Raw genomic sequence first — 15,569 nt, forward strand, 5'->3', positions numbered from 1 at the left:
GGGGAAATTCAACCAGCTAAACATAGAACTATTACTGATGGAATGATACGCTATTTTTCGGGTATAGGATCTCTAAGATCACCCAGGGGGGATACATCTATCCTCTATTCAGTAAAGATTATACTATATTTGTCAAAGTTGAATCATCCATTAGGGAGAATTTTAATAGAAAACAATTAAAGAAATGAATTAAGATCCGATAGGATTTTATACAAATTTAAAAATTAAGAAAAGTTGTTAATGTTCGTTAGATTATTAGAAAGTTTTCTATCAAATGTTACAACTACATTATACAAGGGCGGATTTTTATAATTTAATAGGAAACTTTTATTAATTACAGGAGGCAATATGAGAAAAATAGGAATAATAGGAGCTATGGATGAAGAGGTAGATATATTAGTAGAGTTGATGCAAGTAAAAGAAACTCTTACAAAAGCAAGCCTAAAATTCTACCAAGGACAATTAGAGGGAAGAGAAGTAGTTTTAGTTAAGTGTGGAATAGGAAAAGTTAATTCAGCACTATGTGCTCAAATTTTAATAAGTGAATTTGGTGTTGATGCTGTAGTAAACACTGGTGTTGCAGGTGCGTTAAATGAAGACCTTGATGTTAATGATATCGTAATTTCAACAGATGCACTGCAGTACGATGTAGATGCTAGAGCTTTTGGATATGAAAAAGGTGTAATACCAAGAATGGAAACTTCAGTATTTAAGGCAGATGAAAGACTTATTGATGCAGCATATAAATCATCAGTCGAAGAAACTAAATCTCATAAAGTCTTAAAAGGGAGAGTAGTTACTGGAGACATATTTATAAGTTCCAAAGATCTAAAAGAAGAGTTAGTAAATGACTTTAAAGCTTATTGTGGAGAAATGGAAGGTGGAGCTATAGCACACGTATGTAATCTAAACAATGTTCCGTTTGTAATAATAAGGGCTATGTCAGATAAAGCAGACGGTAGTGCAGATGTTACATACGAGGAATTTGTAATAGAGGCAGCAAATAACTCTAAAGATATAGTACTAAAAATGTTAAAGGCAATATAGACAGGAGGAGTTTAGATGAGTGATAAAAAAATAATATTTAGTGGAGCTCAGCCATCTGGAAAGATGACTTTAGGAAATTATTTAGGAGCTATAAAAAACTGGACAAAACTTCAAGATGAGTATGATTGTTATTATAGTGTTGTCAATCTACATGCAATAACAGTACCTCAGGAAGCAAAAACATTAAGAGCAAATACTATGGAATTGCTTGCACAATATTTAGCATGTGGGCTAGATCCTGAAAAAAATACTATATTTATACAATCTCATGTAAGTGCTCATGCAGAACTTATGTGGATATTAAATACAATGACTTATATGGGAGAATTAAGTAGGATGACTCAATTCAAGGATAAGTCACAAAAAAGTGAGGCAAACTTAAATGCTGGATTATTTACTTATCCTGTACTTATGGCTGCAGATATACTCCTATATCAAACTGATTTGGTTCCAGTAGGAGAGGACCAAAAACAACATCTAGAGTTAGCTCGTGATTTAGCAAGTAGATTTAACAATAGATACTCTCCTACATTTGTAGTTCCTGAGGGGTATATACCTAAGGAAGTAGGTAGGGTAATGAGTTTACAAGAACCTACCAAAAAAATGAGTAAGTCAGATAGCAATGAAAATGCATTTATATTGCTTGCAGATGATTCAGATACAATAAGAAGAAAAGTAAAAAGAAGTGTTACAGATTCTTTAGGAATTGTAAGATACAGTGATGAACAACCTGGAATTAAGAATTTATTAGAAATATACTCACAGTTAGATAATAAGACTGTAGAAGAAATAGTATCTATATATGAAGGAAAAGGGTATGGTGAATTTAAAGAAGATGTTGCCGAAGTAATAGTCGAGACATTGAGACCAATAAGAGAAAAGTATATAGACCTTCTTAACAACAAGGACTATTTAGAAAATGTTTATGCAATAGGTGCAGATAAGGCTGAAAAACAGGCCAGAAAAACATTGAGAAAAGTGTACAAAAAAGTAGGTCTAATAGAAAGAAAGTTTTTATAGATTGCTCAAGTTCTGCCCCTAAGTGAACAATATTATATTGATCTCTTAGGGGAATTTTTTAAAGGAGTGGTGTTGTGAGAGGTTCTATATTAATCAACCTGCTGGAAAAGGCTAGCTTGCTGGTAGTTCTGTTTTTATTAATAAGTAAGATGAAGATTTTCAAGAGGATTTTCCAAAAAGACGAGTATAATTTAAAAGATTTGATTATAATATCTTTAATATTTACATTTTTAGCTATTTTTTCTACCTATAATGGAATAGAGTATATGGGATCTATTGTAAACACAAGGGTTATTGCTATAGTTTCTAGTGGAATTTTATTTGGCCCCGTTGTCAGTATACCAGCTGGCTTTTTAGCGGGAGCACATAGGTACTTGATTGATATTGGAGGGATAACATCAATTCCATGTTTTTTATCAAGTATATTAGCAGGACTACTGTCGGGATTTTTGTATGGGAAAATCCCAAAATCATATAAGTTGATATGTGGGATAATAGCTGGAATGGTTTGCGAGAGTTTCACTATTTTACTTATATATCTAATATCTCAACCACATGATATTGCTATTGATATAATACGTGCTATATATACACCTATGATGTCTGGTCAGATTGCAATAGGTTTTGTAGTATCTATTGTAGAGGGCATAGAAAGGGATAAAAGAGAAATAGAAGCTAGAAATAGAGCGGAAGTTAGAGCTTTGCAGAGACAAATTAATCCACATTTTTTATTTAATTCACTAAATACAATAGCATCTTTTATAAGATTTGATCCAAAGAAGGCTAAAAATCTTATAATAAGTCTATCTACATATTTAAGACATAATTTGGAGTTTAGTGAAAATCTAATAAGTATAGATAAGGAAATAGAGCAAGTTAAATCATATGTTGAAATAGAAAAAGCTAGGTTTGGAGAATTATTGAATGTAGAGTATGATGTAGATAAGGTAGATGTGAAAATACCGAGTTTAATTATACAACCTTTGGTCGAAAATGCAATTATACATGGAATTCTAGAAGGTGGAGAAGAAGGATGTGTAAAAATATCGGTAAAACAGCATAAAGATAGGGTAAGAATATCAGTAATTGATAATGGTATAGGTATAAGTCAGAAGGTGATAGATGATTTATATAGCGATAATATGCCAAAAAATAAAATCGGTTTATACAATGTGCATTTAAGACTTAAGCTGTTTTATAGACACGGTCTAAAAATAAAAAGGCTTGATAAGGGAACAGTTATAGAATTTGACGTTAGGAGGGAAGATTATGAAGGCAATCATAGTAGAGGATGAGTATCCTGCTAGAAAAGAGCTTAGATACTTTATAGAAAACAATAGTAATATAGAAGTAATAAACGAATTTTCTAATGGATTAGATGTTCTTGAATTTATACAAGAGAACCTGGTAGACGTGATTTTTCTCGATATAAATATACCGAAATTAGATGGAATGTTGTTAGCAAAAACTATAAATAAGTTTAGTAAAAAGCCTAAGATAGTGTTTATAACAGCTTATGAAAAATATGCGGTGGATGCATTTTCAGTAGAGGCATTTGACTATATACTAAAGCCATATTCAGAAGACAGAATAATAATGATGTTAAAAAAATTAGAGAATATAAAAGAAGATACAAATAAAGAGGAAAGAATATCGGAAATAAAAAATAAAATAAGTCTATGGAAAAACAATAAAATATATGTAGTAGATGTAGAGGATATATATTATTGCCAGGCTCAAGAGCGGTATACTTATGTGTATACTGAGAAGGATCAATTTATTTTAAGAGAGAGTATATCGGAAGTAGAGAAAACTATAAATAGCAAATATTTTTTCAAGTCACATAGATCATATCTTGTAAATCTTACAAAAATAGAGGAGATAGTACCTTGGTTTAACAATACATATATTTTAAAGTTAAAAGGTGGAGAGTTTGAAGTTACAGTAAGTAGAAGTAAGATGAAAGAATTTAAGGAACTTATGAACCTATAAATGCATTTCATGTATTAAAAAATGCATTCTATTACAAAAATGAACTTTTTTCCCCTAAAAAAAGTATTATATTATTAAGAGATGGGATAATGTTTTCACAAAGTTAATTAATAAGGCCATCTCGACAATAAATTGATACTGAAATTATACAATTAATTTTAGGAGGGGAAGATATGACAAGTTTTTTAAGCGCAATAGTAATACTTATAGTAGGTTATTTTATTTATGGTAAATTTGTTGAAAGAACGTTTGGAATAAATAATGAAAATCAAACGCCAGCATTAGCCTATAAAGATGGAGTAGACTATGTACCAATGAACTGGAAGAAAATATTTTTAATCCAATTCTTAAATATAGCGGGTCTTGGTCCTATATTCGGGGCAATACAAGGAGCGTTATTTGGTCCAGCAGCATTTTTATGGATAGTATTTGGGACAATACTTGCAGGAGGAGTGCATGACTTCTTATCAGGGTATTTATCAATGAAAAACAAAGGTACTTCAGCATCTGAAATAGTAGGTATCTATTTAGGTGAAACTGCAAGACATATAATGAGAGTGTTTAGTGTTGTACTTTTAGTTTTAGTTGGGGTAGTGTTTATAACAGGACCAGCAGGACTTTTAAAAACTTTAACAGGAATAGGAACAAACGTATGGATAGGAATTATAATAGTTTACTATATTTTAGCTACTGTATTACCAGTAGATAAATTAATAGGGAAAATATATCCATTATTCGGAGCAGCTCTTATAATAATGGCTGTAGGAGTAGGTGGAGGACTTATAGTAAAAGGTTACGATATACCTAATGTAACTTTACAAAACTTCCATCCTAGTTCAACACCTATATTCCCATATTTATTTATAACAATAGCTTGTGGAGCGATATCAGGGTTCCATGCTACTCAATCACCTCTTATGGCTAGATGTGTAGAACATGAAGCAGAGGCTAGACCGATATTCTATGGTTCTATGGTTGCAGAGGGAATAATAGCTCTAGTATGGGCAGCAGCAGCTATGTCATATTTCGGAGGAATACCACAACTTAATACTATATTCCAAGAAGGAGGGGCAGCAACAGTTGTAAATACAATATCAGTTGGTTTGATGGGTCCTATAGGTGGAGCACTAGCTATACTTGGTGTTGTATCATGTCCTATCACTTCTGGAGATACAGCATTTAGAAGTGCAAGACTTACAATAGCGGATGCATTTGGAATAAATCAAGATAAAATAAAAAATAGATTTGTGATAGCTATACCTTTATTCGTAATAGGTATTGGACTTACATTCATAGATTTCTCTATAATATGGAAGTACTTCTCTTGGGCAAACCAAACATTAGCTATGATAATGTTATGGGCAGGGGCAGCGTATCTATCTAAAAGTAAAAAGAATCACTATATAGCAACTATACCAGCTATATTTATGACTATAGTAACTTTTAGTTATATAATGCAAGCTCCCGAAGGATTTAGATTACCAGCTAATATATCAAATATAGTAGGAGTGTTAGTAAGTATAGTACTTTATATACTATTCCTATAGTGTTAGTAAGTATAGTACTTTATATACTATTCCTATTAGGACAAAAAAAAGATAAAAACGAAGCAAAGTAAATAAAAATAAATATAATAACTAAAATTAATAAATTAAATAAGGTGCATCAAAATTATTAAAATGATTTTGATGCACCTTATTTGATTTAAAATAAACTGAATTATTGTGGAAAACTTATATAAAATTTATTTGAATTTTTATATAAGTTTTTCACATACTATTAATATCAATTGAGTTTTTTCATAAAAGGGTGTGGTTGATATAAAGAACGATAGAAATACAAAAAAACAAGATATAGAAACTATAGATATGAAGGAACTCGATCAGATTATAAATGAGTTAAATTTAGAGGATTATGCAAAGGATTTAGGAATCATAAGAAAGTATTTGAAAAGACTTATATTGTTGATAGAGAAAAGTAGAATTAGAGACTATATGATGCTAACAGACAGCAAGAGACGTTTGTTTATAATCAATTTTGTAGCGGGAGTAGGAAGAGGATTTGGTCAGGCGATAGGTTTTACATTTCTTGCAGCTATTACATTTTACATACTAACTGCATGGATAGATTTACCAATAATAGGAAGATATATAGCAAAACTATTAGATATAGTTGATATTTATAGAAAGAAATAGAGGTGTGTATATGGATACAAAAAACTATAAAAAAGAACTAGAGAATAAAAAAGAAAAGCTAGACAACTTAGTAACAAGTATGAAGGATAATACTCTTTTTGGTGACACTACAAAACATACCAGTGAAAAATATGCATCAGGGGAGTTATCGAGCTATGATAATCACATAGGGGACTTAGGAACAGATGTATTTATGCAGAATATGCAAAATAGTTTGACGATACATGAGGAGGGAATGCTTGAACAGGTGACAGAGGCCTTATCTAAAATAGAAGAAGGAACATACGGTATTTGCGAAATATGTAAAAAGCGTATAGGGACAGCCCGACTTGAACTTATGCCTGAGACTACATTATGTGCTCAGTGTGCCAAGAAAAAGGATAGTTTGCCAGATGAGAACGAAAATCCAGATAGAAATATAATAAATGAAAAAGGACATTTTTATTCTGATTATTTAACAAACTTAACTGATTTAAATAAAATAGAACTTAAAAATCACGATGAATAGAAATATAAAAAATAAGAGACTTCCAATTAGGAAGTCTTTTTTTGTATAATAGAGGTTGTAGTAAAAAATAGTTTTTATTAGGAGGATAAAATATTGTTATATGAATTTATAATAGTTTTGCTAATAGGTATAGATCAGGCCTCTAAATTGTGGGCAATCAGTTCTTTGAAAAATGTAAAAAGTATATCTGTTATAGAAAATGTATTTAATCTTACATATGTAGAAAATAGAGGGGCAGCATTTGGTATATTGCAAAACAATCAGTGGATATTTGTAATAGTTGCAGTATTAGCATCTGCGTATGGACTATACTATTTGCATAACAAAAAAGTAAATATAGTAGGAAAATGTGGAATACTACTTATAATATCAGGGGCTTTAGGTAATTTAATAGATAGAGTTAGACTAGGCTATGTTGTAGACTTTTTTGACTTTACAATAGTATGGGAATATGTATTTAATATTGCAGATGTATTTGTAGTAGTAGGGACAATATTGTTGTGTATATACATAATGTTTTTGGACAATAAGAAGTAGGTGATAAAATGGAAGAAATAAAAAAGTTTTTAGTTTCAGAAGAAGAAGAAGGAGATAGGTTAGATGTATACTTATCAAATCAATTAGGGGATATGTCTAGAAGCTATGTACAAAAAATAATTAAAGATCAAAAAGTAAAAATTAATAGTAAGGTAGAAAAATCTAAGTATTTGGTAAAAGAAAGTGATGAAATAGAAGTTGAGATACCAGCACCAAAGGTTTTAGAAGTAATACCTCAGGATATACCTATAGATATTGTTTATGAAGATAAAGATTTTTTGATTGTTAATAAGAAACAAGGAATGGTAGTTCATCCGGCACCAGGTAATTATGAAAATACTTTGGTGAATGCTGTATTATACCACTGCGAGGATAAACTATCATCTATAAATGGTATAATAAGGCCGGGAATAGTCCATAGAATAGATAAAGATACATCTGGACTTTTGATGATAGCCAAAAATAACAACTCCCATAATTTTTTGGCAGAGCAGCTAAAGGACCATTCGATAACTAGGGAGTATGAGTTTATATGTCATGGTGTAGTCAAAGAAGATAAAATAACCGTAGATAAGCCTATAGGAAGAAATCCAAAAGATAGATTAAAGATGGCTGTAGTAAAGGATGGTAAACGAGCTGTGACTCATTTTGAGGTTATAGAAAGATTTGAAAACTTTACACATGTCAGGGCAACATTAGAAACTGGAAGAACACATCAGATAAGAGTTCACTCGCTTTATATAAACCACCCATTGTTAGGAGATCCGCTTTATGGGCCAAAAAACAGTAAATTTAAATTAGATGGTCAGACTTTACATGCTAGGAAACTAGGATTTATACATCCTACAACAAAGGAATACGTTGAATTTAATTCAGAGTTACCTGATTATTTTCAGGATATAATTGCTAAATTAAAATAAGTCTTGCCAAAAAGTAGTTTAAAATATATAATTTAAATAATAAGTAATAAAGATAAACAGTAAATAAAAAATTTAAATATAACACCTTTAAGTGATACAGAGATATCATAAGGCATCTGAGAATAAGTATTTCCAGTTAAAAGTAAAAGCTTTCGTCTTATGATGTAAAGCTTTTTGTTTTATATTTAAATATATAATAAGAAAATGTATTTTATTAGGAGGTCAGCTGTGATAGAGAAAGCCCAATTAATGGATGAGAAGGCAATAGGAAGGGCTATTACTAGAATAAGCCACGAAATAATAGAGAGAAATAGAGGTACAGAAGATGTTGTACTAGTAGGAATCAAGACTAGAGGAGTACCTATAGCAAGTAGAATATGTAATAAGATAGATCAGATAGAAGGTACAAAGGTAAATACTGGTGATATAGATATAACTCTTTATAGAGATGATTTGAAAAAGATAAATGTAGAACCTGTAATAAAAGGTTCATATATAGATTTTGATATAGATGATAAAATAGTGATTTTGGTAGACGATGTTTTATACACAGGAAGAACCGTTAGAGCGGCACTAGACGCTATAATGGATATGGGTAGACCAAAGGCAATACAGCTAGCTGTGTTAGTTGATAGAGGTCATAGGGAACTACCTATAAGAGCCGATTATGTAGGTAAAAATGTTCCTACATCAAGAAGCGAAATAATATCAGTAAAATTGTTAGAAGTTGATGGTGAGGATTCAGTAACTATAAAAGGATAATTTGTATACCTTTTAATTCAGTACAGAGAGACTGGAAAAGGGAGAATAATTTCTCCCTAACAAAAAAATGGGAGGTTTTTTTATGAAGAAAACAATAATGTCTTTACAACATCTATTAGCTATGTTTGGTGCTACAGTATTAGTTCCTATATTAACAGGATTTAACCCTACAGTAGCAATATTTTCAGCAGGGTTAGGAACTTTAATATTCCACTTATGTACAAATGGAAAGGTACCAGCATTTCTAGGATCTAGCTTTGCATTTATACCAGTAATAATAATAGTAAAAGATATGTATAATGGTGACTTAGCCTATGCCCAAGGCGGAATTATGGCAGCAGGATTACTATACGTAATAATGTCTTTTGTTGTAAAAATGGTTGGTATAGAAAAAATACAAAGATATTTCCCAGCGCAGGTTACAGGAGCTATGATAGCTGTTATAGGTTTAAATCTAATACCTACAGCGATTGGAATGGCTTCGGCGAATATGATAGTAGCAGGATTAACATTATTGATTGCGCTTTGTATAAACAAATTTGGAAAAGGGTTTATAAAGCAACTAAGTATACTTATCGCAGTATTTTCAGGTTATGCATTATGTTTGGTGATGAACTTAGTAGATACGAGTATTATCAAAGATGCGGCTATGTTTGCAGTACCAGAGTTTTCACTACCTAAATTTAGTTTAGAATCAATAGTTGTAATAGCACCAGTAGTTTTAGCGGTATTTATGGAGCATATAGGAGATATGACTACAAATGGAGCAGTTGTAGGAAAAGACTTTATAAAGAATCCGGGCTTAAATAGAACATTACTTGGAGATGGGTTGGCAACAATAGTGGCAGGTTTGTTGGGAGGACCAGCAAATACAACTTATGGAGAAAATACAGCAGTGCTTGCAATAACTAAAAACTATGATCCATCAATACTTAGACGTACAGCAATACTTGCTATGCTTCTTGCATGCGTAGGTAAATTTGGTGGATTTTTACAAAGTATACCAGGTGCAGTTATGGGTGGAATAAGTATATTATTATTCTCAATGATAACTTTTGTAGGTTTTAAAACTATAAAAAATAGTGATTGTATAGAAAATAAAAATAATATTGTTGTAATAGCGGCGATACTAGTAATAGGCCTAGGAACATCTTATCTAGAAAAACAGGGAATATCAATAGGTATACCTATAACAGAAAGTGTAAAAATAACTGGACTTAGTTTAGCTGCGATAGTAGGTATTGTACTAAATAGAGTTTTAAATAACTCAGAGTTCAAATCAGAAAATATCAAAAAAACTACTGTAGAAAAAATAAATCCAGAGACTACTACAGTATAATTAAAATAAAGACTACGTTAGACTAGTTTGTGCTAAATATGAAATAAAAATAACCGTATATTAGTATTTTCAATGTTTTGAGTACTAATATACGGTTATTTATTTATAAATAATTCATAATACGGTTATTTGTGTTTTTTATCTCTAAGAAATATTGGTTTAAGTAATAATTTGGCTAATACGCTGAAAACTAATAGAGTTATAAAAAAAGGAAGTAATCCAGGCAATGCCCCAGGTAGTCTTATAAATACAGACTCCATTGACAATAGGACTCCAACATAAGATATAACTAATCCTAAATAAGAAAGTAATCCATAAGTTTTTATATACTTTCCATATTTATAGTTTTTTATAAGTAAATAGACGCTAGGAATAAACATTAATACCCCAATAAAAATAATAATTGTTAATAACATTCTATATCCCCCTTTTTAATTTCATATTTTTATTATATGAAATTGTAAACTATGATTATATTATATAGTATTTTAGGCTAGTTTAATAACGGAATCTCCAATAGTAGCCTTATTTATAATTTTATTAAGTTATAAATAAAAAGTACCCTAAAGTGTAGACTTTTTTATTAATTGTCCACTCTATAGGGTATTTTTAAAAATGTAGATTAAATCCTTTTTTATAAATTTTATATAGTTTAAAACTTAGACACTAAATATCTTTATTTTTTAGTTTAGCGACCAATTCTTCCTCAGGTGTAACGTAGATAGTACTGTTAGTTTCATAGATTACCATACCAGGTTTTGAGCCACTAGGCTTTTTAACATTTTTCTTTTTAGTGTAGTCAACGGGAACCTGAGATGACATTTTAGATTTACTAAAGAATGCTGCTAACATAGCACCTTCAAATATAGTACTATCTGGGACATATTTACCAGCACATTTTATAATAACATGAGATCCTGGAATATTTTTAGTATGCATCCACAAATCGTCGTTATCAGCAAGTCTTAAAGTCAAATAATCGTTTTGCTTGTTATTTTTACCTACAAGTATTTTGAATCCATCAGATGATATAAATTCATGAGGTTTTGTAGTAAGCTTAGTTTCTTTCTTGCTTTTACTTTGGGATTTTATGTACCCAACTTTACCAAGCTCTTCTTTTATATCTTGCAATTCTGCTAGATTCTCACAATTTTCTATAGCCAAAATAATATTTTCAAGATAGTCTATTTCTTCTTTGTTTATGGCTATTTGATTTTTTATTTCTACCTTAGCATGCTTCATTTTTGTATATTTTTTAAAGTACTTTTGAGCGTTTTCAGAAGGAGTAAGGTTTTTATTTAATTCTATAAATACATTCTCACAATTAGGATCGTAGAAGTTTTGGACATTTATACCATCCATACCTTTTTTTATCATATAGATATAAGACGTTATTAATTCACCTTTTACCTTATATATATCTGCATTCTCAGACTCTAAGAGCTCTTCTTCTTGTTTCTTTAATTTGTTATAAAGTCTATCAAGTTTAACTGATATACTCTTTTTTAGGTTTGAGGCACGCTGATTTATTCTATCCTTTATATCCTTTGTTCTATAAAAGTCTTCTAATACTTCAGACATACTATCTTTATTTATAAAGGACAGTTCTTTAAATAGACTTAAGTTAATACAACTAAAATCAACAACCTTATCAAGTTTCTCATCTACTACGATTGATGGAGAAAATTTATTGTTTTTTATATCACTAAACAAATTGATAAATTCACTATATATAGAGTTAAGTTGCTCTGATGATAGATCTATGGTATTTGATTTATGATCAACAGATGCTCTAAAACATATTTCTTTTGCTACTATGGGGCTTATTCCTAAGAACTTAGAGTATATAGCCTTAAAAATAGGGCCCTCAAAGGAATTTAAGGTACTTACAAACGTATCTATGGATATACTATCAATAGGGTTTAACTTATCTTGTTTAGGTGGCAAAGAGTAAGTATGTCCAGGGAGTATTTGACGCACTCTACTAATGCTAGTTGGGATTCTTTTTATTGAATCTAAAATAGTCTGAGTGTTATTTACGAGTATTATATTGCTGTGTCTTCCCATAATTTCTATTATTATATCTTTGCTAGTTTTTTCTTTTAGTTCATCAAAAGACTCAACTGTGATTTTTATAATTCTCTCAAATTCAATTTGACATACATTTGTTATACTACCACCCTGTATATATTTTCTAAGCAACATACAAAACATTGGTGCGCTTATAGGGTTTTCTTTTTTATAGTTGCTAGTCAAATAAATCCTAGGATTAGAGGCGCTAGCACTAAGCACTAATTTGAAATTCTCTTTATTGTTTCTTATATGCAAAATTATTTCATCGTCTTCAGGTTGGTATATTTTATCTATTTTACCTCCTGTAAGTTTTGATGATAACTCATCTACTATAGAATGTATAACTAAACCATCTAAGGCCATAAATATCTCTCCTTTCATAGACGAAAAAACACGTCAATAAACTAATTATTACACATAACATATTTATTGTGAATAGGATATTTTGTAAAAAAAATAATAAATAGCTTGTATTCAATTTCTTTTCTGTTAGAAATATTGTATAATTATAAGTTAGTGACTAAAATTAAAAGGGGAGATACTTATGAAATTTTGGAAGTTACATGGAGTAGGAAATGATTTTATTGCTATAGATGGTAGATTTGATAAAATACTAGCATCAGATTACTCCGATTTAGCCCAAAGAGTATGTCACAGACGATTTTCGGTTGGAGCAGATGGACTGTTAGTTGTTAAGAACTCTGAAGAATGTGATGTAGAAATGGTCTATTATAACTCGGATGGTTCAAGAGCTGCTATGTGCGGAAATGGATTAAGATGTTTTTGTAAGTTTGTTTATGACAACAATATAGTTAACAAAAAAGAATTTGACGTTTATACATTAGATGGAGTAAAAAAGATAAAACTTAATGTTATAGATAAAAAAATAGATTCTATAAAAGTAAACATGGGAAAGGGTAGTTTCTCAAAACAGGATATAGGCCTTAATTGGAATAAGGACAATTTTATAGAGGAAGAGATTGAGGTTTTAGATAAAAAATTCAAAATGACTTCTATGCTTATGGGAGTTCCCCATACTGTAATAGTTGCAGATGATATAAGCTTTGAAGATGTGTGTAAATACGGCAAAGAAATAGAAAAAAATAAAATATTCTCTCAGGGAACAAATGTAAATTTCGTTAAGGTAGAAGATGAGAACAATATAATTGTACATACATGGGAAAGGGGTTGTGGATATACCCTAGGATGTGGGACAGGTATGACTGCATCTGCTATAGTATGCAATCATCTAAAAAAGGTTTGTAAAAGTGTCAACGTTACATCTGAGGGAGGCAAGGTTAAAATAGATATAGAGGATTTTGTTTATATGACAGGACCGGCAGTGAAAATATGTGAAGGTACTATGGAGGTTTAATATGGCTATTAGTATGACAGGCTTTGGAAGAGGAGAATATAAAGATGATAACTACTATTTTTTAGTAGAATGTAAGACTATAAATCATAAATATTCAGATATAAATATACGTCTTCCTAGGAAAATTTCCTTTTTAGAGGATAAAGCAAGAAATTTAGTAAAAGACTATGTTAAAAGAGGAAGAGCTGACTTATATATAAAATTTGATTTATTAGGAAGCGAAGATGTAAGTCTTAAATTTGACGAAGGCTTAGCAATTCAGTACGTAGAGATACTAAATAATATAAAAAACAAATTTGGCTTAATGGATGATATAAGCGTGATGAACATAGCCAAGTTTCCAGAAATAATAAAAACAGAAGAAAAAGAAGAGGATGAAGATTTAGTTTGGTCTATGCTTAAAGGAGCATTAGAAGAAGCTTTAATAAATCTAAAAGATATGAGAACTGAAGAAGGTCAAAAATTAGCAGAGGATATTAAGATGAGATGTGATCTTCTGAATAATTATATTGAAGAAATAGAGAAATATTCATATAATGTTGTTATTGACTACAAGGAAAAATTAACAAATAGGATAAGTGAGATATTAGAAAATCCTAGTATAATAGATGAAAACAGATTAGCACAAGAAGTAGCAATATACGCAGATAAAAGCAGTATAACAGAGGAAATAGTTAGGTTTAAAAGTCATATAATTCAACTTAAAAATACTGTATCAAAACAAGAATCTATTGGTAGAAAGATAGACTTCTTAATTCAAGAAATGAACAGAGAAACTAATACTATAGGGTCTAAATCTTCTGATTTAAATATAACTAATTTAGTGGTTGAGTTAAAAAGTGAATTGGAAAAGATAAGAGAACAAATACAAAACATAGAATAATACATAAAAATGGAAAGGAAGTAACTATAATGCTTAAGAGAAAAGGAATACTACTAGTTGTATCTGGACCATCTGGAGCAGGAAAAGGGACCATATGCAAGGAATTATTAAAATCAAATGATAAAATAAAGCTTTCAGTTTCAGCAACAACTAGGAGCCCAAGGACAGGTGAGGTTGAAGGAGTAAATTATTTCTTTATATCTAAGGAAAAATTTAAGTCTATGATAGACAATGGAGAATTTTTGGAACATGCTCAAATATATGATAATTTTTATGGGACTCCAAAGGCATCAATAATTGAAACTTTAGATAAAGGTCAAGATGTCTTACTTGAAATAGAGATGCAAGGTGCTAAGCAAATAAAAGATGTTTATCCAGAAGGGGTATTTATATTTGTACTTCCTCCATCTCTTGAAGAGCTAAAAAACAGAATAGTTGGAAGAGGAACGGAAACACAGGAAGAAATAGAAAAAAGATTTAGCTGTGCATACAAAGAAATCAATTTAATAAGCGATTATGACTATTTTATATTTAATGAGGATGTAGATACTTCAGTTAAAGAAGTAGAATGTATAATATCATCAGAGAAAAATAAAGTTAGTAGATATAAAAACAATATAATAGAGAAATTTAAGGAGGAATTATAATTATGTTAAAACCATCAATTAATGAGGTATTATCAAAGATAGACAACAGATACTACCTAGTAGGGACTGTTGCAAAAAGAGCTAGGGAAATAGTAGATGGATCAGAGCCAATGGTTGCAAATAAATGTAAAGAAAACAAGCCAGTTTGTATAGCTACTCAAGAAGTTTCAGAAGAAAAAATAACTTACAGATTACTAACAGAGGAAGAAATAGAAATAGAAGAAGCTAAACACCAATTAGAACAAGCAAGCCAAATAAAAGAGGACTAATA

General features: G+C 30.4%; 18 protein-coding genes. 16 read left to right on the forward strand and 2 right to left on the reverse strand.

Going from position 1 to position 15,569, the window contains the following annotated elements:
- The 12 genes from BUB34_RS13380 to BUB34_RS01030 all read left to right on the forward strand — a co-directional run.
- A partial coding sequence (locus BUB34_RS13380) for a hypothetical protein (protein WP_207647848.1) occupies positions 1–180 on the forward strand: 180 nt, incomplete at its 5' end.
- A gap of 168 nt (positions 181–348) precedes the next feature.
- A complete protein-coding gene (locus BUB34_RS00980; RefSeq protein WP_073123365.1) occupies positions 349–1,047 on the forward strand; it encodes a 5'-methylthioadenosine/adenosylhomocysteine nucleosidase in 699 nt (232 codons plus the stop codon).
- A 15-nt stretch (positions 1,048–1,062) separates the two neighbouring features.
- Positions 1,063–2,067, forward strand: coding sequence for a tryptophan--tRNA ligase (gene trpS, locus BUB34_RS00985; protein WP_073123366.1), 1,005 nt, complete (start codon positions 1,063–1,065; stop codon positions 2,065–2,067).
- A 74-nt stretch (positions 2,068–2,141) separates the two neighbouring features.
- Positions 2,142–3,362 carry a sensor histidine kinase gene (locus BUB34_RS00990; RefSeq protein WP_073123367.1) on the forward strand — a complete coding sequence of 407 codons (1,221 nt, stop codon included), beginning with the start codon at positions 2,142–2,144 and terminating at the stop codon, positions 3,360–3,362.
- Positions 3,337–4,059, forward strand: a complete 723-nt coding sequence (locus BUB34_RS00995; protein WP_073123369.1) for a LytR/AlgR family response regulator transcription factor — start codon at positions 3,337–3,339, stop codon at positions 4,057–4,059. The genes BUB34_RS00990 and BUB34_RS00995 overlap by 26 nt, the downstream gene beginning before the upstream one ends.
- A 173-nt stretch (positions 4,060–4,232) precedes the next feature.
- Positions 4,233–5,606 (forward strand): carbon starvation CstA family protein, encoded by a 1,374-nt coding sequence (locus BUB34_RS01000; RefSeq protein ID WP_073123370.1) that lies wholly within the window; start codon positions 4,233–4,235, stop codon positions 5,604–5,606.
- 264 nt (positions 5,607–5,870) lie between these two features.
- Positions 5,871–6,254: a DUF5665 domain-containing protein gene (locus BUB34_RS01005; protein WP_084120070.1), complete on the forward strand. Its 384-nt coding sequence runs from the start codon at positions 5,871–5,873 to the stop codon at positions 6,252–6,254.
- Between the two features lie 10 nt (positions 6,255–6,264).
- The gene (locus BUB34_RS01010; protein WP_073123724.1) at positions 6,265–6,762 is read left to right on the forward strand and encodes a TraR/DksA family transcriptional regulator; all 498 of its coding nucleotides are present in this window, start codon (positions 6,265–6,267) and stop codon (positions 6,760–6,762) included.
- Between the two features lie 93 nt (positions 6,763–6,855).
- Complete coding sequence (lspA, locus tag BUB34_RS01015; RefSeq protein WP_073123372.1) at positions 6,856–7,299, forward strand: signal peptidase II; 444 nt, start codon at positions 6,856–6,858, stop codon at positions 7,297–7,299.
- An 8-nt stretch (positions 7,300–7,307) separates the two neighbouring features.
- Positions 7,308–8,219, forward strand: a complete 912-nt coding sequence (locus BUB34_RS01020) for an RluA family pseudouridine synthase (protein WP_084120072.1) — start codon at positions 7,308–7,310, stop codon at positions 8,217–8,219.
- A gap of 228 nt (positions 8,220–8,447) precedes the next feature.
- Positions 8,448–8,981 carry a bifunctional pyr operon transcriptional regulator/uracil phosphoribosyltransferase PyrR gene (pyrR, locus tag BUB34_RS01025; protein WP_143153279.1) on the forward strand — a complete coding sequence of 178 codons (534 nt, stop codon included), beginning with the start codon at positions 8,448–8,450 and terminating at the stop codon, positions 8,979–8,981.
- A gap of 82 nt (positions 8,982–9,063) precedes the next feature.
- Positions 9,064–10,320, forward strand: a complete 1,257-nt coding sequence (locus tag BUB34_RS01030) for a uracil-xanthine permease family protein (protein WP_073123375.1) — start codon at positions 9,064–9,066, stop codon at positions 10,318–10,320.
- A gap of 125 nt (positions 10,321–10,445) precedes the next feature.
- On the opposite strand, the gene BUB34_RS01035 is transcribed toward BUB34_RS01030, so the two are convergent.
- Positions 10,446–10,736 (reverse strand): hypothetical protein, encoded by a 291-nt coding sequence (locus tag BUB34_RS01035; RefSeq protein WP_073123376.1) that lies wholly within the window; start codon positions 10,734–10,736, stop codon positions 10,446–10,448.
- Positions 10,737–10,986: 250 nt separating this feature from the next.
- On the reverse strand, positions 10,987–12,756 hold the full coding sequence (locus tag BUB34_RS01040) for an Rqc2 family fibronectin-binding protein (protein WP_073123377.1): 1,770 nt from the start codon (positions 12,754–12,756) through the stop codon (positions 10,987–10,989).
- Between the two features lie 181 nt (positions 12,757–12,937).
- Here BUB34_RS01040 and dapF point away from each other — a divergent pair, with 181 nt between their 5' ends.
- Genes dapF through rpoZ form a run of 4 tightly spaced genes read left to right on the forward strand, consistent with a single transcriptional unit; the run spans position 12,938 to position 15,567 of the window.
- Positions 12,938–13,768: a diaminopimelate epimerase gene (dapF, locus tag BUB34_RS01045; protein ID WP_073123379.1), complete on the forward strand. Its 831-nt coding sequence runs from the start codon at positions 12,938–12,940 to the stop codon at positions 13,766–13,768.
- 1 nt (position 13,769) lies between these two features.
- Positions 13,770–14,651: a YicC/YloC family endoribonuclease gene (locus BUB34_RS01050; protein ID WP_073123380.1), complete on the forward strand. Its 882-nt coding sequence runs from the start codon at positions 13,770–13,772 to the stop codon at positions 14,649–14,651.
- A 29-nt stretch (positions 14,652–14,680) separates the two neighbouring features.
- The gene (gene gmk / locus BUB34_RS01055) at positions 14,681–15,298 is read left to right on the forward strand and encodes a guanylate kinase (protein WP_073123382.1); all 618 of its coding nucleotides are present in this window, start codon (positions 14,681–14,683) and stop codon (positions 15,296–15,298) included.
- 2 nt (positions 15,299–15,300) lie between these two features.
- Positions 15,301–15,567, forward strand: a complete 267-nt coding sequence (gene rpoZ / locus BUB34_RS01060; RefSeq protein WP_073123383.1) for a DNA-directed RNA polymerase subunit omega — start codon at positions 15,301–15,303, stop codon at positions 15,565–15,567.
- The last annotated feature ends 2 nt before the right edge of the window (positions 15,568–15,569 follow it).

The sequence above is a fragment of the Asaccharospora irregularis DSM 2635 genome, assembly GCF_900129815.1.
GTDB lineage: Bacteria > Bacillota > Clostridia > Peptostreptococcales > Peptostreptococcaceae > Asaccharospora > Asaccharospora irregularis.

Bases quoted from the DNA above. Each gene is read 5' to 3' on its own strand.
- BUB34_RS00980 (WP_073123365.1), top strand. From the start codon at position 349: ATGAGAAAAATAGGAATAATAGGAGCTATGGATGAAGAGGTAGATATA.
- trpS (WP_073123366.1), top strand. From the start codon at position 1,063: ATGAGTGATAAAAAAATAATATTTAGTGGAGCTCAGCCATCTGGAAAG.
- BUB34_RS00995 (WP_073123369.1), top strand. From the start codon at position 3,337: ATGAAGGCAATCATAGTAGAGGATGAGTATCCTGCTAGAAAAGAGCTT.
- BUB34_RS01000 (WP_073123370.1), top strand. From the start codon at position 4,233: ATGACAAGTTTTTTAAGCGCAATAGTAATACTTATAGTAGGTTATTTT.
- BUB34_RS01010 (WP_073123724.1), top strand. From the start codon at position 6,265: ATGGATACAAAAAACTATAAAAAAGAACTAGAGAATAAAAAAGAAAAG.
- BUB34_RS01020 (WP_084120072.1), top strand. From the start codon at position 7,308: ATGGAAGAAATAAAAAAGTTTTTAGTTTCAGAAGAAGAAGAAGGAGAT.
- BUB34_RS01030 (WP_073123375.1), top strand. From the start codon at position 9,064: ATGAAGAAAACAATAATGTCTTTACAACATCTATTAGCTATGTTTGGT.
- BUB34_RS01035 (WP_073123376.1), bottom strand. From the start codon at position 10,736: ATGTTATTAACAATTATTATTTTTATTGGGGTATTAATGTTTATTCCT.
- BUB34_RS01040 (WP_073123377.1), bottom strand. From the start codon at position 12,756: ATGGCCTTAGATGGTTTAGTTATACATTCTATAGTAGATGAGTTATCA.
- dapF (WP_073123379.1), top strand. From the start codon at position 12,938: ATGAAATTTTGGAAGTTACATGGAGTAGGAAATGATTTTATTGCTATA.
- BUB34_RS01050 (WP_073123380.1), top strand. From the start codon at position 13,770: ATGGCTATTAGTATGACAGGCTTTGGAAGAGGAGAATATAAAGATGAT.
- gmk (WP_073123382.1), top strand. From the start codon at position 14,681: ATGCTTAAGAGAAAAGGAATACTACTAGTTGTATCTGGACCATCTGGA.
- rpoZ (WP_073123383.1), top strand. From the start codon at position 15,301: ATGTTAAAACCATCAATTAATGAGGTATTATCAAAGATAGACAACAGA.